Raw genomic sequence first — 20,769 nt, 5'->3', positions numbered from 1 at the left:
GTAATTCGCCCTCAGGTTAGCCAGGCTACCTGAGGGCTTGTTTTTCTAGTCCAGATTCAGTTCCAATTCCAGCAAAGGCCCATGCTGCTGGGCCCCGTAGACATCGGTTTCTCCCAGGTCCCCCGAAGCCAGGGGGCGCTTGAGGGTGCATTTGATGGCTGCTGCCGGGTCAAATTCTACAAAGGCGATGATATCCTCCTGTTTAACCCCGTACAGGCGAGCGAAGAGCTCCGGAGTAAAAAATCGGGATGCTTTCACTTTCTGATAGGTTTCCTCATCCTTGAACATAATATCCAGGGTCAGTTCATAGGGGCCGGAGTTTTTGCTCCTGATCACCCGGGCCAGCTCCGTCAACCGGTATTTAGCCATTGCCGCCACCCCCGATTTCCTCATAGTGAATGGGAAACAGTTCCTGCCAGCTTACATCCTGCACCAAATGGTAGAGGGAGAACTGGTAAACCGGACCCGCCTTGAAATCGGAAGGGCTATACGGAAAAGCCAGATTGCCGGCAGTGGAAATCCGCCCTTCATAACCGTAATGCAACAGGGTGGAACGGGCAAAACCGCAAATGGTATTGGCCAGCTCCTGGGTTGGCGCTACAGCTTCGATAACTATTCCGATTTCATGGGAGGTGATGGTAGGTGTGGGCTCCAGTGGTCCCATTACCCCATTGCGGCCATAGATATTAAAGTGCAGGAAATACTCACTGCCGGGTATATCGCGGAAATTATCCTTTACCCGCTGCCGCACTCCAGCCAGGATTTCATCCAGCCGCGCAATGAAAATGGGATCCCGGGCCCCGGCAATACTAACGGTGCGGTAGCCCATTTGCCTTGCCCCTTCCAGCTTGAAGGCCAAAGGAGTCGGGTTATGTTTGCTCCCTGTAACCCGTACCCGCCGTTCACCGACCTGGGTGAAGCGGGTAGCTGTCAAATCCAGTATTCCTCCTGGCCCTGGCAAGCGATAGGGATCGGTTTTTTCGTACAGGGTATGAGCCGCAACAGAAGTGACGCTGCAGCGCCGTTCCGGGCTCAAGGGTTCTACCTCAAAGTGTTCTTCCCGCAACCAGCCGAACATGCAGTCACTGCCACTGCCCGGCACAGCTGCGATGGCTGCACACTCCAGAATTTTACCCAGATGGATGGCCAGGCCGGGATCAAACCCCTCCTTGATGGCCAGAGCAGCAAACACCGCCGGGTCATAGGCCCGTCCAGCAATGATCACCTGGGCCCCTGCTGCCAGGGCTGCAATGAAAGGCTCTGTTCCCATCTGTGCCACTATATGGCTGCTGGCTGCCACCGCTTCTGCAGTTAAGGGAGGAGCCGGATGCAAAGGAGTTATTTTCCCTGCTGCCAGCCAGGTCTGAACCTGTTCCCGGCTCTGTTCAGCACCGATTACTGCCAGCCGAAAACGCAAACCTTCTTCGCGGGCAATTTCCCGGACGATATCCACTGTCCACTCCAGATGGGGAGTGGCTCCGGAACCGCCCGCAGTGCCCACCACCACTGGAACCCCGGCTGCCAGCCCGGCTGTCAGCATCAGCTTCAGGTCACGCTTAACCGCCCGCCGGTCAGTAAAGGATACCCCTGCCCCAAGATAATAGGGTCCCGGATCAGTGGAACCGGCATCCACAGCGATCAAGTGGGGCCGATACTCCAACCCGCGGCGAAAACTTTCCTCCGGAAAGCCATAGCCTAAAATAGCAGTAGGAGACAAGATGCGCATCTCCTTCATCTTCCTTACCTTACCTCCCCTCCACCGTCCAGCTCCGCCCTTCCCGGGCCAGATCCAGACGGCCACTAAAGACTTCTCTGGCCTCTTTCAGTGACAGGGCAGCATTGAATTCCGGCCAGAGATGGGTAAGCAGCAGGAAGCCTGCCCCAGCCTGCCGGGCCAGCTGTCCGGCCTGGCGGGAGCTAAGATGGCCCAGTTCCTGACCTTTGCTTTCATGCTCTACCTGCAGACTGGCTTCAGCCAGCAACAGTCCGCATTCCCGGCTGAATTCAGCCAATTCCTCGCTGTATGCGGCATCCCCGGTATAGACCAGGCTTTTGCCTTCAGCTTCCAGCCGCACGGCATAAGCAGGTAAACTGTGGCTGACCGGGAAAAATTTCAGTTCCAGCTGGCCGGCCCTGGCCTGCCCTCCGGCAGCCGGAATTGCTATCAGCTGCAAGGCTTCCTGGTAGGCAACAAACTGCTCAAACAACTGCGCCGGTTCGACGGGTGCATACACTGGTAGCGGTCCTGGCCGCCTCCCTTCCCGAATGGCACCTGCGATAGCATGCCTTATACAATGCAAATCAGCCCAGTGGTCAGGATGCCAGTGGGTAATGATTACTGCCGTCAGCTGCCAGAAGTCCATATGTTCCCGCAAACGGCCGAAAACGCCATTGCCACAATCCAGCAGAATCGCTGTGTCCCCGGAGCGAACCAGATAGCCGGAACAGGCACCACCAGCCCGGGGATAGGGGCCCCAGCAGCCCAGCACTGTCAACTTCATCAGTTAACCTCCTTCTCTGTCTGTAATTGGGCTTCCACCCAGCAACCAATAGCGCCATTCATCTGCGGTTCCGGCGGAATAACCACCTCTACCCCCAGCTCCCGCTCCAGAATAGTAACGAGGGCCCGGTTAAAGGCCACCCCGCCGGTGAAAACCAGTGGACCTTTCCCTAACAAAGGTTTTAGCATAGGCTGGACCCGCCGGAAAATGGTATAGTTCACTCCTGCCGCCAGTTCGGCAACGGAATAGCCCTCAACAATCCGGCCAATCAATTCCGATTCCCCGAAAACAGCACAGGTAGAACTCAACTCCACCGGGTTATCGGCATACTGACTCAGTTCCTCCAGACTAATGCCCAGAACCGCTGCCATGTTTTCCAGATAGCGGCCGGAGCTGGCCGCACACTTGTCATTGGTGACAAAATCCCGCATTTTCCCCCGGCTGACAGCGATGACTTTACTATCCTGGCCTCCTAAATCCAGCAGGGTAAAATCCTGCAACCCGGTCTGAGCCATTGCTCCCAGCATGTGGGCTTTCAGCTCCGGAATCGTTTTACCACCAGCTATTTTTACGGTATTGCGCCCATAGCCGGTGGAAACAATGGCTTCAAACTGCGGCAGACCCAGAGCAGCGAAATCCACCGCCAGGTCTTCTGCCACTTTACGGCCGTACTGGCGATAAAAGAGGATAGTATCGTAGCGGTGAAAACTCAACTCCGGCAGAGGCTCCCCCGGTTGCCAGCCTGCCTGCCGCGGGCCCAGCACCAGTTTAGCCTGCCGGCTGCCTAAATCCAGTCCCAGTAACATCGATTTCACCTCAACATCTCGATAAAGGACTCCAGCCGCATTTTACTGCGCGCATCCAGCCGCCCCGGTTTGTCTCCTTCCAGAGTCAAAACAGGGATATCCAGCTTCTCCCGGATGATTATATCCTCAATCTGACGGAAGCAAAAACTCTGAGTGTAATGGATAATCCCATCCAGATTGCGCCGTTCCACTTCCCGACTGATATCCTCCAGCCTTGCAAAAATATCATAGGGATAGGTATAGAGCAGGTACTGCTCCACGATATCCTCAGTGGCAAAAGGCATGGCAAACTGCCTTTGCACCTCATTATAGACCACCCGGGCTCCCAGCTCCTCTACAAATTGATAGATATCGGAGAAAATGGGGGGTACACCGATATAGCCCAGGCGCACATCCTCTTCAATCACCTTGTGGTGCTGGACTTCCGCCAGGAATGCTTCCACTTGCTGTTCAAAAGTATCGGGATCCCCATTAAAGTCACTGCAGGACACCTGGAAAAGATGGTTTTCAAACCCGCTCACCTGCTGGCCTTCCCAGGTCAGACGGTCAATTTCTGCCACCTTGCGGCGAATGCGGTCCAGCCGCTGTTTGGTAGCATTAACCTGGTCCCAGGTTACTCCCCCCAGGGCCTCCATCAGTTTTTCCATTTGCAGTTTGAGCATGTCCCGATCCCGATCGTAGGGAAAGGCGAAAGGTATGGTTTTAATCCCCTGGACCTGCAGGGTCTCCATCAGAGCGTGGGTATTGGAACAATCCCCCTGGGTCACAGCAATCACCCGGTCAATTTCCCGGTTGGCCAGAACGGTGCTGTAGATGCCCTTGATCCAGCCACACAAATTGCGGGGATAACCGGCTACTTCTGCCTCTTCCACCAGTTGCATGGGATCAGGGCTGGTAATGAAGATATTGTTGAGATCCACTGGTATCTCTCCTGCTGCGTAAATTATTTCCACCGGCACCGTGGTGGTTATGCCCACCTTGCCCACAGGCGTTCCTCCTTTACACGAAATTCTTGACCTAAATTTTCCCTTTCATTTTCAATATAGCCAGGGTTCTGGCCATTTCATTATACACCACCATCAGGCCTTCATCCACTCCCATTCCGGGTTTGGCCAGCATCTGATCGGGATTGGTAGCCAGGGCGATGTGCACACAGACCTGAGCCGAACGGTCAGTTTCATTACAGGTACCGCCCAGATAGGCTCCCATACCTCTGGCTTTGGCATAAAGGACCGCTTCGATGGTATTATTGATGCCTCCCAGGTCCGGTGTTTTGATTTGCACCATATGGGCTGACTGGTGATCGGTGAATTCTATAATATCCTCCAGGGTGTTACACCATTCATCGGCCACAATTTCCACCGTACAGCCTGTGTCAGTCAGTTCCTGTTTCAGGTCCTTCAGGGCCCGCATCTGGTCCGGTTTATTGCCCATATCCATCGGCCCTTCAATGCGCAGCTGCAAGGGCCGTGCTGCCGCCTCCAGTTCCTTGAGGTAAGCTGCCATCCGTTTGGTATCATGGCCAAAAGCCAGGCCAATGGTGCCATAAACATCAATATGTAAAACAGGACGGTAACCGGGTTGGCCTAATTCCTCTACCCGTTTCCGCAGCCACTCTACATATTCCAGTAACAGCTCTCCATTTTTGCCCAGTTTGGTCTCCACGTTATTGATCAGTCCATGCGGGAGCACATCAGCCCTTTTTACAATGGCCTTATCGGCATTGTTATGCCTTTCATCCCCCGTCTGACAAAAGATCGGTACAGGAGCGTTAACCAGTTGAGTCCCATATTCCCGGGCGATGGTTTCCGCCATGGTCTCCCTGTGGGCTCTGGCTACGGCATCCAGCAGGGCCTGGGTAATACCATAGCGCAGAGCAGTATGCAGTCTCTCCCCATTGGGACGGATAAAATGGTCAAATTCCTGGGCCAGGGGCCGAAAAGCGGTCAGTTCCCGACCCAGCAACCGGGGCTTTACCTCTTCCTCCAGCAGAGGAATAAAATCTCTGGCCAGAAAAAGGGGATCCCGGCCCCCTGCTCCCGAATACTGTACCGCAGCGCAATCGCCAAAAGCAATCTGTCCATCTTCCAGCATTAACATGATGGAAATGGATTCACCCCGCTGCCGGACAGCGGAAAAACCCGGGGTCAGAGGTTGACCCCGGTAAGTACCGCCATCAGGCTGAGCTCCGGCTTTAATGGCTTTCTGGTCATCAAAGAAGAATCCGGTTAATCCTGCCGAAAAAACAACATCTATTATCTTCATTATCATCGCCTCCGCTTTTCTATCTGGGCCGGCCTACCAGCATGCCTTTACCAATGGCATAGATATCATCGATTACCATCTGGAAACTGGGCTGGCGATTTTCCTTACGGCCCCGTTCAGCAATTTTCTCCTGATGGAAGGCCCGGATTTCCGCATCAAAAGGCAACTGGCCGAAATCCAGGAAACGCACCGCCCCCTGATTGTCCCGGGCCGGCAAAATCTTGCCCAGATTGTGGCGACTGGGGGCAAAAGGTACATCGATTACACCGGCCTTGAAGGCCCGTACGGCCCCAACGGCCCAGTCTCCCTCTCCCAGTTCCAGGGTCTTGTCCAGGATGGCCCGGGTTTCCTTGCGAATCATCTCCATTTCCAGCTGCAGCTCACTGGTCAGGGGCAAACTCTGATCCTTGAGCATGTTCAGTACCTGTTTGGTGGCCTTGAGCCCGGCGGCATTGGCTTCCCTGGTCGGAATTCCCATCGCCTCATGGGGAGTCTTAACAATTACCTTATTAACTCTGGCCAGGGCGGCAGTAACAGCGCCCCAGGAGATGACACCAAAGGCTTTGCTTTCATCTTGCGGGAAGCCGCCCATCCACTGGTGGAACACCGTGGTGATTTGCCGACCACTGTACCCAAAGCGGTTCAGATATTCCTCTGCCAGTTCGGCCAGGGTCCTTATGGCCGCTACATCCTGATAGAGGTTACCACATTGTCCATAGCCCAGGGTCAGGTTCATAACCCCCTGTTCGGCTGCCAGTAAGGCTTCAATAATAGCCACCGCATGGGATATACTGGGAGGCACCAGGGTACCGGTTAAAGGCCCAAAAGGCTCCCGGTTGATGCTGACCCCATTTTCTTCATAATATCCCACCAGGCGGTCAACATATTGCCAGTAACGGATAGACTTTTCCAGCGGCATATCTTTGGAATAAGGAATATTATAGCTGATACCGCCACCCTCAAAATCGGTAAAACCTCCAGCCAGCGTAATTTCCGCCAGCAAGCGGGCATCAGGAGTACCGTGCCGAACCTGTACCGGCACATTCACTGCTTCCACCACTTTACGGCAGGCATCTACCCCGTAATTGACTGCCGGAAAGCCATTGAGCATGGAGCGACCTGCTGCCCGGGACTCCTCGATTCCTGTTTCCGCCTCTTTATAGCGGTTTTGCCGGGTATAGGAATCAATGGTGGTGGGCAGGAAATCCGCCCCGCCTTCGTCCTGTAAATAACGCAACAGCTCTATGTGTTCATGCAAGAGAGCTACTCCGGCCCGGGGCTGGGCAAAGGTAATTCCTTCCCGCTTGCCCTGAGCCAGTTTTTTGGCCATCACCTTGCTGGCCGGTAACTGTTTATGATAGGCAATAGCTTCTTCCAGATCTACTCCGCGTCCGGTAGGCCAGGACTGCAATACTTCCTGCCGTTCAGCCCAAAACTGTTCTAAGTCCAGCTTTTTGTTCACAAGTTCCACACTTACCCCTCCTAGATTTCTCTAAGTCCGGCCGTCATGATAGTCATGGCCGCCTCTTCATCTATTTCAGCCAGCAGACCCATCGCTGCCAGAATATACTCCTGATCCAACCACAGGCGCGGTTGCATGGGTTTCAACAACATGGGCTGTTCCGGTTCAAACAGTACTCCTTCCAGAATCCGCCGGGGCCGGGGATGATGGACCAGCACCCCGCCGGTACCGATGACATGCCCGATTTGGGTCAAATCCTTGCCATACTGGACAAAGGTCGCCCCAAAAGGAGTGTAAACTGTTTCCAGCTGCCCCACATGCCGTTCAGTGGCCAGGCGGGCACAGAGGTAGCCCAGCAGCGTATCCCACTCCCATTCCTGTTCATTTACCGGCAGATAATCAGGCTGCTGGTGTACTTTCCGTACATATTCCTGACCTTCCTGCCATTTTTCTCTAAATAGCTTTAGCAACAGGGCCCTGGGGGTTGCTTCCCAGAGGGCCTCGGCACTATAACGCATGCCCAGGTCACCCTCAACTGTGCGCTTGGCTTTAGGCTCCGGTAAACCCTTCCAGTTAACTCCCGGCTTGCTGGGCCCCCCTTCGGCAATGGAATGCACATCCGTAGTGGCCCCGCCAATGTCCACCAGCAGCAGCTCCCCCCAGCCCCTCTGGCCTGGAGTCCCCTCTGCCAGCAGCCGCGCTCCTTGTAATACTGCTGCCGGGGTAGGCATTACAATCCCCAGCAATGTTTCTGCCTTATCCAGCCCTTTAGCGGCAATAATCCGTTCCAGAAAGACTTCCCGGATGGTTTCCCGGGCCGGTTCCACATTGAGCTGATTCAGTTCTGGCATAACATTTTCCGTCACCCGCACGGGAAAACCGGCCTGGCTGAGAATCTCCGCCACCTGAGCCGCTGCCACTTTATTGCCAGCAACCACCACCGGTACCCGTAAAGAGCCGACAGCCAGAGTGTGGGCATTGGCAATGATCGTCTCCCTGTTTCCTCCATCGGTTCCTCCGGCCAGCAGGATAATATCAGGAGGTGTAGCAGCCATTTGTTCCACATCCTGCGGAGTAAGAAAACGGGAAAACACATGGGTTAGCCGCGCTCCAGCCCCCAGGGCAGCCAGGCGGGCCGCTTCCACTGTCAATTCCCGTACCAGTCCGATTGCCGCCAGCTTTAAACCCCCGGCTGCACTGGAACAGCCCAGTTTATGGGGGTAAGTCAGCGGATCTTCTCCCAACTCTTCACCCAGCTGGCGACAGGCCCTGGTCAAACCGATATTAATATCCTCCTGAACGGTAGTAAAGGCTCTGGCCGTTCCCAGTAAACACCGTTTTTCCAGGTCTACTGCCGTTACCTTGGTGTAAGTGCTGCCGAAATCAACCAAGAGGGCCCTCGCTGTCATTGGATTCTCCCTCCCCCAAGTCCTGCCGGAGGTCTCGAATTACCACTTCCGGCAATGTGCCCGGTGGATAAACGCGATTAAAACCCATCGTTTTGAAGCGCGCCTCCACCGAAGCGAAATCCTGTTTACCTACAACCAGGTTACCACCAGCATAAAGCAGGATATCCCCAATCCCGGCTTCAATACACTTGTCCCTTAACCCCCGGCAGTCCAGCTCACCATGCCCATACAGCGAACCCACCAGTATAGCGGCGGCATCGGTCTCAATGGCGGCATTGATAAACTCCTCCTGAGTGGCCATTACCCCTATGTTTACCACTTTAAATCCTGCAGCGGTCAGAGCGTGGTCCAGAATTTTGTTGCCAATAGCGTGAACATCAGCACCTATTACCCCCAGAACCAGGGTATTGTTTTTTCTTGCCATGACTGAATCCTCCCCGTTACCTGTCTGCCTTTTCCACCTGTTTTATAATATCTCCCAGCAGAATTTTTCCTACACGCTGAAATTGCAGGGGATCCCCGCTGACCACAAAGCGATATTGACCCTGCCCCCCTTCTGCTGCCAGTCCTCTGCTGGCCAGCAGCTGCTCCGCTTCCCTCACCACTGCCTGGGCCGGATCCACCAGGGTGAGGTTACTGTCTGCCAGCCGGCGAATCACCGGCTCCAGGAAAGGATAGTGGGTACAACCATAAACCAGAGTATCTATGCCCTCTGCCAGTAAGGGCAGGACATATTCGCGCACCGCCTCAACCGTTTCCTCTGTATCAAAGCGACCACTCTCCACCAGCGGAACGAATTTGGGGCAAGCCTGCCCCAGCACCTCCGCCTCGGGCCGCAGAGCTTTGATCGCCGCCGGATAAGCCTGGCTGCGGGTGGTGGCTTCTGTAGCAATCACTCCAATTTTCCCGTTTTTACTGGCTGCTGCTGCCGCTTTGGCCCCGGGTTTGATCATGCCGATCATCGGGACAGGAAATTCCGCCGCCAGAGCCTCCAGGGTCAAAGAAGAGCTGGTATTACAGGCCACCAGCACCAGTTTTACTCCGGCAGCAGTCAGATACTCCATAATACCGCGGCCATAAGCCAGTAACTGTTCCCTGGTTTTTGACCCATAGGGGACATGGGCGGTATCTCCATAGTAAATCACATTTTCTGCTGGCAGATGTTTCAACAGCTCCCTGACAACAGTCAGGCCGCCCACTCCAGAATCAAATACACCTATGGGGGCAAATTTATCCACAACAATCACCTCTATTTATCTTTAAGCTCCAGTAAAGCCGATTTTATTACATTGATAGTTTCAGGGTCAGGTAAAAACCTCATTTCAATGACATCCAGCCGGGGAGCCAGTGTCTGAATCTCCTTTTTCCGGTTGGGAGAAACAATCACTGCATCCACGTCCTGCAGGAGAGCAGTCAATTCAGCCTCGTCATGACTTATTGATGTTAGCAGCTGCAAATGATTGAGTCCGGCCTGTTTCAGGGCCGCTCTGATTTTAGCCGCAAAAGTCTCGGAGAGGCAAACAATAGCCAGTTTACTACCCTGGGGATAGCGGGCAATGCGGACAATCGTTTCAATCTCCGGATTCAGAGCGATGCCCAGCACCGTCTTTTTCTTGTCGGCCACCAGTTGCTTGACTTCCTGCAAATGAAAAAAGGTAGAGACCACCAGGTCGACATTTTCCAGCACCTGATTGATTTTTGCCGGCTGGCGGCGAAAATCCTCAAGCAGGATGGGCAGGATGGTAATCCCCATACCCAGATGCATTTCCCGGCTAAAATAGTCCAGCTGTTCCCGGTTACATTCCACAAAAGCGATTTTCATGCGGGCCAGCATCTCTTTCTTCTCCCGGGCCCGCACATGGGCAATGGCCACAAATTCATCCAGGGAAAAGCCCATTTCCGCCGCCTCTTCCAGAGCCACATCGATTATCCGCAATAACCGCTCCTTCCGCCCCTCCTGGCGCAGAACAGCATCAGAATCGGTAATAAACGTCCCCCGACCCTGGGTAGAAACCAGAATCCCTTCCCCCTCCAGCTCTTTATAGGCCATGCTGACGGTATTGCGGCTGATATTGAGCATTTCCGCCAGTTCCCGCTCGGTGGGAATCTTCTGACCCGCTTCCCAGTAGCCGGTCTCGATCAAACGCTTGATTCCTTCTTTGAGCTGTATGTAGATCGGTACTCCGGACTTGCGATCTATTTCAATTTTCAGGTTCATTCCTTCACCACCTTTCTAATGGAGCATTGGACTAATGTATTAGTCCAATTCGACAAGTCTATGGCTTTTTCCTGCTAACTGCAAAATTTTTTCTGAATATAATATGCACCAAAAATAAAAGAAAACACCTCTGCTGCACAGAGGTGCTGATGAACCCTTATTCCGTGAAATAGCGAATTATTCCCTGGGCAATGGCCCGGGCTATCTGGTCCTGAAAACCGGGATCATTAAGGAGCTGCTCCTCGGTAGGATTGCTGAGGAAGGCCGTTTCTACCAGCACACTGGGCATCCTGGTGCCGCGCAAAACCGCCAGGCCCCTGCTGTCCAGCCAGACGCCATTATTGGCTCCAAAGGCCTTGCGCTCTGGGATTTTCAAAATCTCTTCCTGAATCAGTTGCGCTAGTTTGAGACGGGCAGCAATTTCCTCAGAAGTCCGGTTTTCATTGTTGTAATAGGTAGCAGAACCATAAACACTGCTGCTAGTATTGGAATTGGCGTGGATGCTCACAAAGAGCTGGGCCTGCTGGTCGTTGGCCAGGGTATAGCGTTCCGCCAGGGTTGGGTAGGTATCCCCTTCCCGGGTCATGATGACCTGGGCCCCTTCTTCCGCCAGATACCGCCGTACCCGCTGGGCGATAGCCAGGTTTACATCCTTTTCCTTAACCTTCAGCACCCCGCCGATGGCACCGGGGTCAGTACCACCATGACCTGGATCAATCACAATCGTGCGTCCTTGCAGACGGCCCAGACCTACCAGAATCTCCAGGCTGCGCCCATCCTGACCGGGAATCAGCACCGGAGCATAAACACTGCTATATACTGCTGTCAGCACTACCCCAGCAGCATCATCTTCCAGCTGCTGGACCTGGAGTAATTCCAGCCCGGGCCAGCTTTGTCCCGCCCCATCGAAAGGATTGAGCAATTTCGCCCCTGGCAGTATCACTTTCCACTGTCTATCCTGTTTCTCCAGCACTACCTGATCGGTAACAGAGCTGTTGGCATAAACCTTAATCCTGGTGCCATCCCCTTCTTTAATGGCCCTGATGTCAATATAAAGGCCCTGCTCAGCTGGCGGCAGGTTTGGCACCGGTTCCGGCTCAGGTTTGTCCTGAGGTTGACTGCTGACAGGCGTTACCTGCGGTTTTTCCTGCACCAGCCAGCCTGCTACCCAGGCGTTATTAGCCAGCTTGTACCATATCTTGCCGTCACTGGCTTTTTGCTGGGCGACCACCTTTAATTCCTGCCCCTGTCTGGCTACCCCTACTTTGGCGTAGTTAGTGCCCGGGCCAGTCCGCAGATTGACGGTAGTAGCGATTACATAAACTGTTTTCTGCACGGCAGCCGGAGCCTGGTTAACCGGTTTTGCCTCCGGCTGAGCTAGTTTATAACTAACCAGACTTTTAAAAACCCAGCCTGTTTGTTTGCCAAATTTGACCTGCAGCCAGTCTCCTTTTTGACTGAGAACCGGTAGCTTGTCCCCCTTTTTGACTTGCCCAAGAATTTTTGCTGTTGTCGAGGGAAACTGGCGAATATTCAGCTTTGTCCCCGTTACTGTCGCATAATTGCTGCCTGTTCCAGAAGTTGTTGTTTGCTGTTGTACTGGTCGAACGGCAGTGGTCTGGGAATTAGCCGCCTGATAACTAACCAGACTTTTAAAAACCCAGCCTGTTTGTTTGCCAAATTTGACCTGCAGCCAATCTCCTTTTTGACTGAAAACCGGTAGCTTGTCCCCCTTTTTGACTTGCCCAAGAATTTTTGCTGTTGTCGAGGGAAACTGGCGAATATTCAGCTTTGTCCCCGTTACCGTTGCTGTACCGCTGGCTATGGCCCAACCTGGCAATAACAGCCAGAACAGGGAAATGAATAGCAGAAGATGAAAAATCTTGCGAGTTTTTGTCATTCTCCTCCCCCTCTTCGCTCACAGATTAGCCATTTTGTTAAAACTTCTACAAGCTTCGCTATTTTCCTGCCAGAAAAATAGAAAAAAGGCCTTGCGGCCTAATTTTTTCCTGCCGGAACTAATGTCTGATCAGGTTCTAAGGGCTGATTGATTTCCACATGCCCGCCTAAAGTTTCAATGATTTGACCCTCAACCAGAATTTGTACCTTTTTGACAGTAGGGAACTGCCCCAAAGTATTTACAATACTCCAGAGGGTGGTAATTTCCTGCTGGCTGCCGCCTTTAAAATTAGCTTTCAGGTCCCGGGAAAAATCAACCACCGCCAGCCCATCCTGCTGTATTTTCAATCCCAGCAATTTCGTCCCTGCCGGTACCGCCGGATATAACCCATGTTGTTTGGGCCCTTTGAGCAATTCCAGCAGCGCTCCTTTGCCGATCCCCTGATTTTTGTCCACCTGCCGCTGTTCTGCGATTAGCTGCCCCCGGGCATCCGGGAAATACACCAGTACTTCTTTTAATTGCGGCACAGTTTTTTGAGCCTCTTCCGGCTTTCCCAGCCAGAGGGGTTTTTCTTCCCCCTGCTGAGGCTGTGTTGCTACTGGCTTGCTGCCCAGCAGGTAGGCCAGAGCCCCCTTGACGCCATTGCAGCCGCTGGTTACTGTCAGCAACAGAACCAGCATCATTATTAAGGCCAGTTTCTGTTTCATTGTCTTTCCCCTCCCAATAGATTGTCCATTACATCTTATGGGACAAGGAGGGAAAATAGAACAAGTGGTAGGTCTTCAAAGAACCATAATTACGAGCAAAATTCAAACCGGTCAGACCGCCCCTAAGACTCACGTCCCTTGCCAATAGCCTCTTTTTCGTCTAAAACTTTACGGTAAATCAAACTAGTTAACCTGATTATCAATATAAGAATCAAGCCAACTGCAGCCATGGCAGCAATCTGATAAAATATAAACCTGGGCCCGAAATACTGGTAACTGACTCCTCCCGTTATCGGACCAACAATACTTCCTATCCCATACAAACTGGTAAACAAAGCGTTGCCTGTGCCCATGTGGCTTCTGTCAACTCGGTCACCTATTATAGACAAGGCCGTTACATATAAAAGCCCCGCACTGCCACCAAGAATCAAGGTTCCCCCGTTCAATAATAGAGAAGTTTTAAACCAGGGGAAGGCCAGAGTACATGTCGTCAAACTTAAACCCGCAGCCAAAAGTATAATAAACTTGTTTAAACCCTTGACAAAGAATCCCACTAAGGGAGGTACTGCAATTCCCCCCAGCACAAAGATGGTAATAATTGTCCCCGTCTCAACACTGTTAAGACCTAGTTCACGGAGATAAAGGGACAGAAAAGAGGTTACCGTTGTTTCGGTTACTCCATAAAGAAAAGCAGCCAGTAAGGGAAGTTGGATTAACCCTAAAATTAAATAACTATCCACCTGTTTTTCTTTCTTATAGCTCGCCTTAATGTTCTCCACAAAAAAGAGGACCATCAACATGGCCAGGAGGGAAATGACAAAGGATATTATAAATGGAAAATAATTACCGAACCTTTCCACTCCAGTCATTCCCAGGAGAGGCCCTACACCGATTCCCAAACCGGTAAATACCCCATATAAACCAAGGTTACGAATCCGGTCTTCCGGACTACTCAACAGGTTAATTATAGTTTCGGTTCCTACCCATATAGCAGCCCAGCCAATACCTTCAATAGCTCTTATTATATAATAAGAAATTATTGTTTTCGCAAAGGGAAAAATCAGCATACAAACCCCGTAGATAGCCAAACCTGTCAGCAGAACAACCTTGCTGCCGAACTTATCTACCAGTTTTCCGATGGGTACTGCAAACAGAGCTCCGCTCACCGACATAGTGGTTGCGATTAGCCCGATAGTTGTTGTACTTATTCCCTGGTCCCGCAGGGTCAGAGGGATAAGAGGAATAACTACTCCCATACCTATCCCCCCCACTGCTATACATAGATAGAGAGTTAACAATTGTTTCTGGATATTAAAGAAATTTTTGTCCCCCACCTAACCTCACTCCAATAGACTTTTTTGACTTTAACGGATTGGCAGTAGACCGGTTATGAAATAAAAAAGGCACTTTGCCTTGCTTAACTAGCAAACAAAGTGCCCTTTTCTTAACTCAAATCGTATTAAAATCAATCTGAATTACAGATTCAGGAAAGGCGCAATGATCAAGGAGATAGTACCGGTAACCTTGATCAAAGCGTTCAAGGAAGGACCTGCAGTGTCCTTGAAGGGGTCACCGACAGTGTCCCCGATAACAGCGGCTTTATGGGCATCAGAACCCTTACCACCATACTGTCCGGTCTCGATGTATTTCTTGGCATTGTCCCAGGCGCCACCGGAGTTAGCCATAAAGATGGCCAGCAACACCCCGGCCACAGTCGTTCCAGCCAGGAAACCACCCAGAGCCTTGGCTCCCAGGATAAAGCCAACAACCAGGGGACTGACCACAGCCAGCAGGCCAGGAGCGATCATTTGCTTAATCGCAGCCTTGGTACTGATATCCACGCAGCGAGCATAATCGGGCTTGGCTTTACCTTCCATCAGGCCGGGAATTTCCCGGAACTGCCGCCGCACTTCCCCGATCATTTCAAAGGCGGCAGTGCCCACAGCCTTCATGGCCAGGGCGCAGAAGAGGAAAGGTACAGCTGCACCGATAAAGAGACCGATAACGATAGTGGGCTCCAGCAAGTTCAGTGCAAATTCGCCCTGAATCTTGCCGGCAGATATTACCTTTTCAGCAAAGGCATTGAACAGCGCCAGGGCGGTCAGAGCCGCCGAACCGATAGCAAAACCCTTGGCCACAGCAGCAGTGGTGTTCCCAACAGCATCCAGCTTGTCGGTTTTCTTCCGCACTTCCGGACCCAGTTCCGCCATTTCCGCAATACCACCGGCATTGTCCGCCACCGGACCAAAGGAGTCGATGGCTACCACCATGCCGGCTGTACAGAGCATGCCCATAGCTGCCATAGCGATACCATAGATGCCAGCCAGGTTATGGGCAATAAAGGTCGCCGCTACGATGACCAAAATGGGCAACATGGTACTCTTAAGACCTACAGCCAGACCGCTGATGATATTAGTAGCCGGGCCGGTCTGGGAGGATTCTGCAATTTCCCTGGCCGGAGCCTTTTGATAGGAGGTGTAGTATTCAGTGATATAACCGATAGCAACATTGACCACCAGACCCGCTACTACCGCCAGGAAGATACCCAGAGGCATTCCCAGGGGGAAGGTATCGGATTTCTCGGTGAACTTGCCGAAGAATTCCGGTGAGCTGGCCAGGAACCAGGTAGCAATACCGGTGATGATATTGGTACCCCACAAACCTTTATTCAAGGCAGCCTGCGGGTTGCCATCGGGGCCCATCTTGACAAAGAAGCTGGCGATGATGGAAGCGATCAAACCAGCTGCACCCACCAGCAGCGGGAAGATAACGCCGGCGATTTTCAGCTCGCCTTCCATGGAAGTAGCCCCGATCAACATGGCAGCAATAGTAGTCGCTGCATAGGACTCGTAGAGGTCTGCACCCATACCGGCGGTGTCCCCTACGTTGTCACCAACGTTGTCAGCGATAACCGCCGGGTTGCGCGGGTCATCCTCCGGAATCCCGGCTTCTACTTTACCCACCAGGTCAGCCCCCACGTCAGCTGCCTTGGTGTAGATACCACCACCGACCCGGGCAAACAGAGCGATCGCACTGGCCCCAAAGGCAAAGGGGTCAATCAGTTCCGGATCACCATAAAAATAATAGAGAATGGACACACCAAACAGCCCCAGACCGGCAACGGACATCCCCATCACCGCGCCACCGCGGAAAGCCACGCTCAGCCCTTTGTCCAGCCCTTCGATACAGGCCTGGGTAGTCCGGGCATTGGATTTGGTAGCAATGGTCATACCGGCATAACCGGCCAGAGCGGAAAAGACTGCCCCTACCAGGAAGGAGACAGCATAGGATTGCCCACGAGTAAAGAATAAGGCCAGGAAGATAACAGCCGCAAAAGGAATCAGGGTTTTGTACTGCCGGTTGAGATAGGCCATTGCCCCTTCAAAAATAGCCTGGGACAGTTCTTTCATGCGCTCGGTTCCCTGGGGTTCTTTCAGAACACTGGCTGCCAGATAACCGGCAAAAGCCAAACCGAGCAAACCTGCTACGATAGCCCACACAGAATTGAGTAAAGACACCTGCACTCGCCCTCCTCGTCCCTATGTTCCTTGGGATTTTTCTACTTGGACAAGATAACCAGAACCAGTGAAGTCACCATGAAACCGATGGCTACAAAGGTGGTTAGCTTGTGCAGTAGTTCATCCAATCCCTTTTTCTTCCCCAGAATGGACTCGGCCCCACCGGCGATAGCTCCAGATAAACCGGCACTGCGGCCCGACTGGAGAAGAACAGTGGCGATCAAAGCCAGGGACAATAGTACGTGAACTGCTGTGAGCACACCTTTTAGCACATAATCACCTCCTATCCAAAGGACAGTAATAGCATGTTAAATTGCTGGCAACATTATACCACAACCTGTCAAAGATTACAATAAAGATAGCGGCCAATCGCCGTAATTTATCAAATATTCATACAATTGCTTTCCCGCTTGTAATTTTCTCCCTGAGCGGCTAAGATAATATTAATAAGCTGAAGCGGAGGGATAGCCTATGAAAAAAATCCTGGTGGCAGTGGACGGGTCGCGCCACTCTGATAAAGCCCTGAAAGCCGTCAAGGATTTATTGCGGCTCAATGATAGCCTGGCAATAACAGTTCTCTATGTTATTGATATTCCCAACAATGTTCTGGCCCATCAGGCCGGGGAAATCAGCCCCGCTGTCTTCGAGGAACAGGCTCGCATCAATGCTGAAACCGTGCTGGCCCGGGCCCGGGATTTCTTCCGCATTGATGGCTTTGAAGTACAAACCCTGAGCAAATATGGTCACCCGGCTACCGTTATCTGCAAGGTGGCAGAATATGAAGGCTATGATATGATTGTAGTGGGCAGCCGGGGGCTGGGAGCAGTCAAAGGCCTGTTTATGGGCAGTATCAGCAGTAAAGTAGCCCACCTGGCCCCCTGTCCGGTGCTGATCGTCAAGTAAAAAAACCGCTTATTCCGGTTTTTCCCGGAGTAAGCGGTTTTTTTGATACTTCAGGTAGACAAGAGTAAAGCCGATAAGCAAAAAGCTGACAACTACCAGGATATAACCGAGAGGCAGCTCTCCTTTAGTCAGCAGTCGCCCCAGACCAGCATACATCAAGGTCCAGGGCAATTTACCCAGGGCGGTAGCTGACAGAAACACCGGGACGGAAAGAGGGCTGAGACCGGCCAGAATGTTTATAACCGAGGAAGGTACCACGGGAAACAGGCGGCCGGTTAGAACAGCCATGAAGCCAAAAGCTGGTCTGGCCTGAAAGTGCCAGCCCTTTTTGTCAAGATAGGTCTGGGCCCACTGGTAGCCCAGGAAGCGCGCCAGATAAAAGGGCAAAAGGCAACCCAGGACGGCCCCGCTCCATACCAGAAAAGCTCCCTGCCAGAATCCATAAGCCAGCCCGGCTCCGGAAGCGAGCAGAAAAAAGGGGATGACAGGCAACGAGCCCTGTAATAAAGCCAGCAAAAAAACTACTACCCTGCCCGCCCAGCCCCAACCCAGGACGGTAGCGGCCAGACGGGCCGCCGTCAAGTTTTTTAACCAGGGCCAGAGCCAGATGGCAGCAAGCAAAATAACTCCACTGACCAGCAAAACTGTTAACTGGCGGTTAGATAACTGGCGACCAGCCACCGAGCCACTCCTTCCGTATCATTGATATCAAACTGAGGTATATCCAGTTCAGGAAAAATGATATCTCCCACTACTGCTTTTAATTCCTGAGGCTGACAGATGAGATGTTGTCTTATCTCCCGGCGGATAACTTCCACCTTGGGCACCGGTTCCCATTTAAACCCTTCCAGCAGGATAATATCCACATCTGTTATCCTCTCCAGAATGGCTGCCAGGGGCGGTTCCGGCCGGTATTCCAGAAAAGCCGTCATTTCCGGGGAAGCACTGACCACCACCTGAGCCCCGGCCTCGGCGTAGCGGTAAGTATCTTTCCCAGGCTGGTCCAGCTGGGGACGATGGTGATGATGCTTAACCACTGCCACCCGGTAACCCTGCTGGCTGAGAAGGGAAACTATCTTGGTTAACAATGTAGTTTTGCCGGAATTGGAAGTACCGACAAAGGCCAGAACCGGTATTTTCATTCTATCACCTGCTCTGCATTGGTATAGATATTCATGCGGCTGCCGCGCACAAATCCGATCACCGTTATACCCAGTTCTTCTGCCAGCTGCAGGGCCAGGTCAGTAGGTGCTGAGCGGGAGACAATGGCCCCGATTCCCATTTTGGCCGCTTTCAGCAGGATTTCCGAGGAAATGCGGCCACTGGTCAGGAGGACTTTATCCTCCATAGGAATGCGGTGGCGGAAACAATAGCCCATAATTTTGTCAGCCGCATTGTGCCGGCCCACATCTTCACGGAAAAGCAAAATTTCCCGGCCCTGACAGAGAGCCGCACTGTGTACACCGCCGGTCAGGCGATAAAGCTCGGATTTTTGCTGCACTTCCCGCATCAGCTCTACCAGATCCTCAGCCTTGACCTGCAGGGGTATACGCTCCTGCCGGGCCAGGCTGTGATCCATAACATTGTAAAAGGTGGTTCCCTTGCCACAGCCGGTGGTGATAAACCGTTTCAGGAAAAGCTGTTCTGCAATCATGGGAGTGCGCAGGGTTTCTACCCAGACTGCTCCCTGTTCCTCATCCAGACGAACAGATAGCAGATCATCAGGGTTTTCCAGAAGCCCTTCTGCCGTTAGAAAGCCAAGAGCCAGATCCTCCTGATATTCGGGCGTGCAGAGCAGGGAAACCATCTCCTTGCCATTCAGGTAAATGGTCAGAGGTGATTCCCTGATTATTGGATCCTCCAGTTCTGTCCGTTCATGTTTTTGCCAGCGGATAGTAGTATGTACAGAGTAACGTTCACTCATGCCGCTTTTCCTCCTCTATCTCTCCTGCCAGCTGCCGGGCCTGCTGCCAGTCGGCAGGAGTATTGACATTGAAAAAGACCTGCTCCATTTCAGCCGGGTCGCCCAGGCGTTCCACCGGCAAGAACTTGACCCTAACCTGGGGGTAAAAGGCAATAATTTTCCGGATATCCCGCAGAAGACAGTCTTCAATGGCGGCAATACAATTGCGACTATAAACAGCAAACAGGGGCTGCAAATAATCACCATGTTGCGGCACCACCACATCATAGCCCTCTGCTTCCTTGCGCAACCGCTTCAAATGCTCCGTGCTGACAAAAGGCATATCACAGGCCACCACCAGGTTATAGTGGCAGTCTGAAACAGTCAACCCGGCATGGATGCCACTTAAAGGCCCTCGCCGTGGTATGATATCCGTCACCAGGAGGCCCTGCCAGTCAGGATAACACTCCGGTTCATTGCTGACCAGAATAATATCTTTCACTACTGGCAACATCGCCTGCCGGATGCGTTCCAGAAAAACTTTCCCCTGGAGAGGCAGGAGCGCCTTGTTTCTTCCCATACGACTGCTGCGGCCACCAGCCAGAATAATCCCATTAACCTGCATCGTCCTGTTCCACCTTCCCCCTGTTTTGTTTTCATTCTACCCTTAAACGGAAGCAAAAGCAAGGGACCCCTTTGCTCCAAGGGGTCCCTGTTAACTGGCTCTATTCCGGCTGAGCAAGTCTTTGTACTCCCGCGGAGAAACGGAACGGATGATAATCCGTCGCCCGCAGATAGCACACTCAGGGCGCAGGCGGCCATGCAAATCGCGTTTGTTGATGATTTTGCTTGTGTCATGGTGCTGATAACCGCATTTGCAGGTAATCATCTTCTAACCTCCTCTCCAAGCTGAAAGAGGGCAGGAGCCCTCTTTCAGCTCACCAGTTCTTCAAAATTACAATAGGCCAGGTAAGCCCCCAGGACACCGGGAATGTTGACAATAGTCTGGCTTACCATTTCATGGGCATCATCTTCATTTTTGCTTTCCAGGACAATAATAATTTTTCCCGGCGGAAAGCAGCCATGCACCTCTACCCCGGGCAGAGCAGCCAGCTGCTTTGCCACCTCTTCCATCATCTCTTCCTTAACTTGAATGTACAATCCGGAAATCACCATC

General features: G+C 52.5%; 23 protein-coding genes. 1 reads left to right on the top strand and 22 read right to left on the bottom strand.

What is annotated here, in order from left to right; all coding sequences use genetic code 11:
• Nucleotides 1-45: 45 nt before the first annotated feature.
• The 16 genes from CTH_RS03125 to secG form a co-directional block, all read right to left on the bottom strand.
• A complete protein-coding gene (locus CTH_RS03125) occupies nucleotides 46-369 on the bottom strand; it encodes a DUF4387 domain-containing protein (RefSeq protein WP_078664317.1) in 324 nt (107 codons plus the stop codon).
• A complete protein-coding gene (locus tag CTH_RS03120) occupies nucleotides 362-1,735 on the bottom strand; it encodes an acyclic terpene utilization AtuA family protein (protein WP_078664318.1) in 1,374 nt (457 codons plus the stop codon). The genes CTH_RS03125 and CTH_RS03120 overlap by 8 nt, the downstream gene beginning before the upstream one ends.
• Nucleotides 1,736-1,745: 10 nt before the next feature.
• On the bottom strand, nucleotides 1,746-2,501 hold the full coding sequence (locus CTH_RS03115) for an MBL fold metallo-hydrolase (protein WP_078664319.1): 756 nt from the start codon (nucleotides 2,499-2,501) through the stop codon (nucleotides 1,746-1,748).
• A complete protein-coding gene (locus CTH_RS03110; RefSeq protein ID WP_078664320.1) occupies nucleotides 2,501-3,307 on the bottom strand; it encodes an acyl-CoA dehydratase activase in 807 nt (268 codons plus the stop codon). The genes CTH_RS03115 and CTH_RS03110 overlap by 1 nt, the downstream gene beginning before the upstream one ends.
• 5 nt (nucleotides 3,308-3,312) lie before the next feature.
• Complete coding sequence (locus CTH_RS03105) at nucleotides 3,313-4,293, bottom strand: 2-hydroxyacyl-CoA dehydratase family protein (protein WP_078664321.1); 981 nt, start codon at nucleotides 4,291-4,293, stop codon at nucleotides 3,313-3,315.
• 31 nt (nucleotides 4,294-4,324) lie between these two features.
• A complete protein-coding gene (locus CTH_RS03100; protein ID WP_078664322.1) occupies nucleotides 4,325-5,572 on the bottom strand; it encodes a methylaspartate ammonia-lyase in 1,248 nt (415 codons plus the stop codon).
• Nucleotides 5,573-5,591: 19 nt separating this feature from the next.
• Complete coding sequence (locus CTH_RS03095; protein WP_078664323.1) at nucleotides 5,592-7,043, bottom strand: methylaspartate mutase subunit E; 1,452 nt, start codon at nucleotides 7,041-7,043, stop codon at nucleotides 5,592-5,594.
• Nucleotides 7,044-7,054: 11 nt separating this feature from the next.
• On the bottom strand, nucleotides 7,055-8,443 hold the full coding sequence (gene glmL / locus CTH_RS03090; protein ID WP_107752997.1) for a methylaspartate mutase accessory protein GlmL: 1,389 nt from the start codon (nucleotides 8,441-8,443) through the stop codon (nucleotides 7,055-7,057).
• Entirely contained in the window at nucleotides 8,418-8,867 is a 450-nt protein-coding gene (gene glmS / locus CTH_RS03085; protein ID WP_078664325.1) for a methylaspartate mutase subunit S, read from the bottom strand. Before glmS ends, glmL begins: the two co-directional genes overlap by 26 nt.
• A 16-nt stretch (nucleotides 8,868-8,883) precedes the next feature.
• Entirely contained in the window at nucleotides 8,884-9,681 is a 798-nt protein-coding gene (gene murI, locus CTH_RS03080; RefSeq protein WP_078664326.1) for a glutamate racemase, read from the bottom strand.
• Between the two features lie 11 nt (nucleotides 9,682-9,692).
• Nucleotides 9,693-10,661 (bottom strand): GntR family transcriptional regulator, encoded by a 969-nt coding sequence (locus tag CTH_RS03075; protein WP_078664327.1) that lies wholly within the window; start codon nucleotides 10,659-10,661, stop codon nucleotides 9,693-9,695.
• Nucleotides 10,662-10,818: 157 nt separating this feature from the next.
• Nucleotides 10,819-12,561: an N-acetylmuramoyl-L-alanine amidase family protein gene (locus CTH_RS03070; RefSeq protein WP_107752995.1), complete on the bottom strand. Its 1,743-nt coding sequence runs from the start codon at nucleotides 12,559-12,561 to the stop codon at nucleotides 10,819-10,821.
• A 98-nt stretch (nucleotides 12,562-12,659) separates the two neighbouring features.
• Nucleotides 12,660-13,268, bottom strand: coding sequence for a GerMN domain-containing protein (locus CTH_RS03065; protein WP_078665918.1), 609 nt, complete (start codon nucleotides 13,266-13,268; stop codon nucleotides 12,660-12,662).
• Nucleotides 13,269-13,390: 122 nt separating this feature from the next.
• Nucleotides 13,391-14,524 carry an MFS transporter gene (locus CTH_RS03060; RefSeq protein WP_159073806.1) on the bottom strand — a complete coding sequence of 378 codons (1,134 nt, stop codon included), beginning with the start codon at nucleotides 14,522-14,524 and terminating at the stop codon, nucleotides 13,391-13,393.
• 219 nt (nucleotides 14,525-14,743) lie between these two features.
• On the bottom strand, nucleotides 14,744-16,786 hold the full coding sequence (locus CTH_RS03055; protein WP_107752991.1) for a sodium-translocating pyrophosphatase: 2,043 nt from the start codon (nucleotides 16,784-16,786) through the stop codon (nucleotides 14,744-14,746).
• Between the two features lie 41 nt (nucleotides 16,787-16,827).
• Nucleotides 16,828-17,058, bottom strand: coding sequence for a preprotein translocase subunit SecG (gene secG / locus CTH_RS03050; RefSeq protein ID WP_078665915.1), 231 nt, complete (start codon nucleotides 17,056-17,058; stop codon nucleotides 16,828-16,830).
• Nucleotides 17,059-17,257: 199 nt separating this feature from the next.
• On the opposite strand from secG, the gene CTH_RS03045 reads away from it, so the two are divergent.
• Complete coding sequence (locus CTH_RS03045) at nucleotides 17,258-17,689, top strand: universal stress protein (protein ID WP_078665914.1); 432 nt, start codon at nucleotides 17,258-17,260, stop codon at nucleotides 17,687-17,689.
• Nucleotides 17,690-17,698: 9 nt separating this feature from the next.
• Here the strand turns inward: CTH_RS03045 and CTH_RS03040 are convergent, their stop codons facing one another.
• The 6 genes from CTH_RS03040 to CTH_RS03020 form a co-directional block, all read right to left on the bottom strand.
• Nucleotides 17,699-18,370, bottom strand: a complete 672-nt coding sequence (locus CTH_RS03040; protein WP_107752989.1) for a TVP38/TMEM64 family protein — start codon at nucleotides 18,368-18,370, stop codon at nucleotides 17,699-17,701.
• Nucleotides 18,337-18,831: a molybdopterin-guanine dinucleotide biosynthesis protein B gene (mobB, locus tag CTH_RS03035; protein ID WP_078665912.1), complete on the bottom strand. Its 495-nt coding sequence runs from the start codon at nucleotides 18,829-18,831 to the stop codon at nucleotides 18,337-18,339. Before mobB ends, CTH_RS03040 begins: the two co-directional genes overlap by 34 nt.
• Nucleotides 18,828-19,613: a formate dehydrogenase accessory sulfurtransferase FdhD gene (fdhD, locus tag CTH_RS03030; RefSeq protein ID WP_078665911.1), complete on the bottom strand. Its 786-nt coding sequence runs from the start codon at nucleotides 19,611-19,613 to the stop codon at nucleotides 18,828-18,830. The genes mobB and fdhD overlap by 4 nt, the downstream gene beginning before the upstream one ends.
• The gene (mobA, locus tag CTH_RS03025; RefSeq protein ID WP_078665910.1) at nucleotides 19,606-20,217 is read right to left on the bottom strand and encodes a molybdenum cofactor guanylyltransferase; all 612 of its coding nucleotides are present in this window, start codon (nucleotides 20,215-20,217) and stop codon (nucleotides 19,606-19,608) included. Before mobA ends, fdhD begins: the two co-directional genes overlap by 8 nt.
• Nucleotides 20,218-20,307: 90 nt before the next feature.
• The gene (locus CTH_RS14085; RefSeq protein ID WP_159071806.1) at nucleotides 20,308-20,481 is read right to left on the bottom strand and encodes a hypothetical protein; all 174 of its coding nucleotides are present in this window, start codon (nucleotides 20,479-20,481) and stop codon (nucleotides 20,308-20,310) included.
• A gap of 44 nt (nucleotides 20,482-20,525) precedes the next feature.
• Nucleotides 20,526-20,768: a chaperone NapD gene (locus CTH_RS03020; RefSeq protein ID WP_078665909.1), complete on the bottom strand. Its 243-nt coding sequence runs from the start codon at nucleotides 20,766-20,768 to the stop codon at nucleotides 20,526-20,528.
• Nucleotide 20,769 lies beyond the last annotated feature (1 nt).

This window comes from Carboxydocella thermautotrophica, from assembly GCA_003054495.1.
In the GTDB taxonomy this organism is placed as follows: Bacteria; Bacillota.
The sequence above is the reverse complement of the archived record's forward strand: the minus strand, read 5'-3'. Positions and strand labels throughout refer to the sequence as shown.

Excerpts from the sequence above, each read along its gene's own strand:
- CTH_RS03125 (WP_078664317.1), bottom strand. The coding sequence starts at position 369 with ATGGCTAAATACCGGTTGACGGAGCTGGCCCGGGTGATCAGGAGCAAA.
- CTH_RS03120 (WP_078664318.1), bottom strand. The coding sequence starts at position 1,735 with ATGAAGGAGATGCGCATCTTGTCTCCTACTGCTATTTTAGGCTATGGC.
- CTH_RS03115 (WP_078664319.1), bottom strand. The coding sequence starts at position 2,501 with ATGAAGTTGACAGTGCTGGGCTGCTGGGGCCCCTATCCCCGGGCTGGT.
- CTH_RS03110 (WP_078664320.1), bottom strand. The coding sequence starts at position 3,307 with ATGTTACTGGGACTGGATTTAGGCAGCCGGCAGGCTAAACTGGTGCTG.
- CTH_RS03100 (WP_078664322.1), bottom strand. The coding sequence starts at position 5,572 with ATGAAGATAATAGATGTTGTTTTTTCGGCAGGATTAACCGGATTCTTC.
- glmL (WP_107752997.1), bottom strand. The coding sequence starts at position 8,443 with ATGACAGCGAGGGCCCTCTTGGTTGATTTCGGCAGCACTTACACCAAG.
- glmS (WP_078664325.1), bottom strand. The coding sequence starts at position 8,867 with ATGGCAAGAAAAAACAATACCCTGGTTCTGGGGGTAATAGGTGCTGAT.
- CTH_RS03075 (WP_078664327.1), bottom strand. The coding sequence starts at position 10,661 with ATGAACCTGAAAATTGAAATAGATCGCAAGTCCGGAGTACCGATCTAC.
- CTH_RS03070 (WP_107752995.1), bottom strand. The coding sequence starts at position 12,561 with ATGACAAAAACTCGCAAGATTTTTCATCTTCTGCTATTCATTTCCCTG.
- CTH_RS03065 (WP_078665918.1), bottom strand. The coding sequence starts at position 13,268 with ATGAAACAGAAACTGGCCTTAATAATGATGCTGGTTCTGTTGCTGACA.
- CTH_RS03060 (WP_159073806.1), bottom strand. The coding sequence starts at position 14,524 with ATGGGAGTAGTTATTCCTCTTATCCCTCTGACCCTGCGGGACCAGGGA.
- CTH_RS03045 (WP_078665914.1), top strand. The coding sequence starts at position 17,258 with ATGAAAAAAATCCTGGTGGCAGTGGACGGGTCGCGCCACTCTGATAAA.
- mobB (WP_078665912.1), bottom strand. The coding sequence starts at position 18,831 with ATGAAAATACCGGTTCTGGCCTTTGTCGGTACTTCCAATTCCGGCAAA.
- fdhD (WP_078665911.1), bottom strand. The coding sequence starts at position 19,613 with ATGAGTGAACGTTACTCTGTACATACTACTATCCGCTGGCAAAAACAT.
- mobA (WP_078665910.1), bottom strand. The coding sequence starts at position 20,217 with ATGCAGGTTAATGGGATTATTCTGGCTGGTGGCCGCAGCAGTCGTATG.
- CTH_RS14085 (WP_159071806.1), bottom strand. The coding sequence starts at position 20,481 with ATGATTACCTGCAAATGCGGTTATCAGCACCATGACACAAGCAAAATC.
- CTH_RS03020 (WP_078665909.1), bottom strand. The coding sequence starts at position 20,768 with ATGGTGATTTCCGGATTGTACATTCAAGTTAAGGAAGAGATGATGGAA.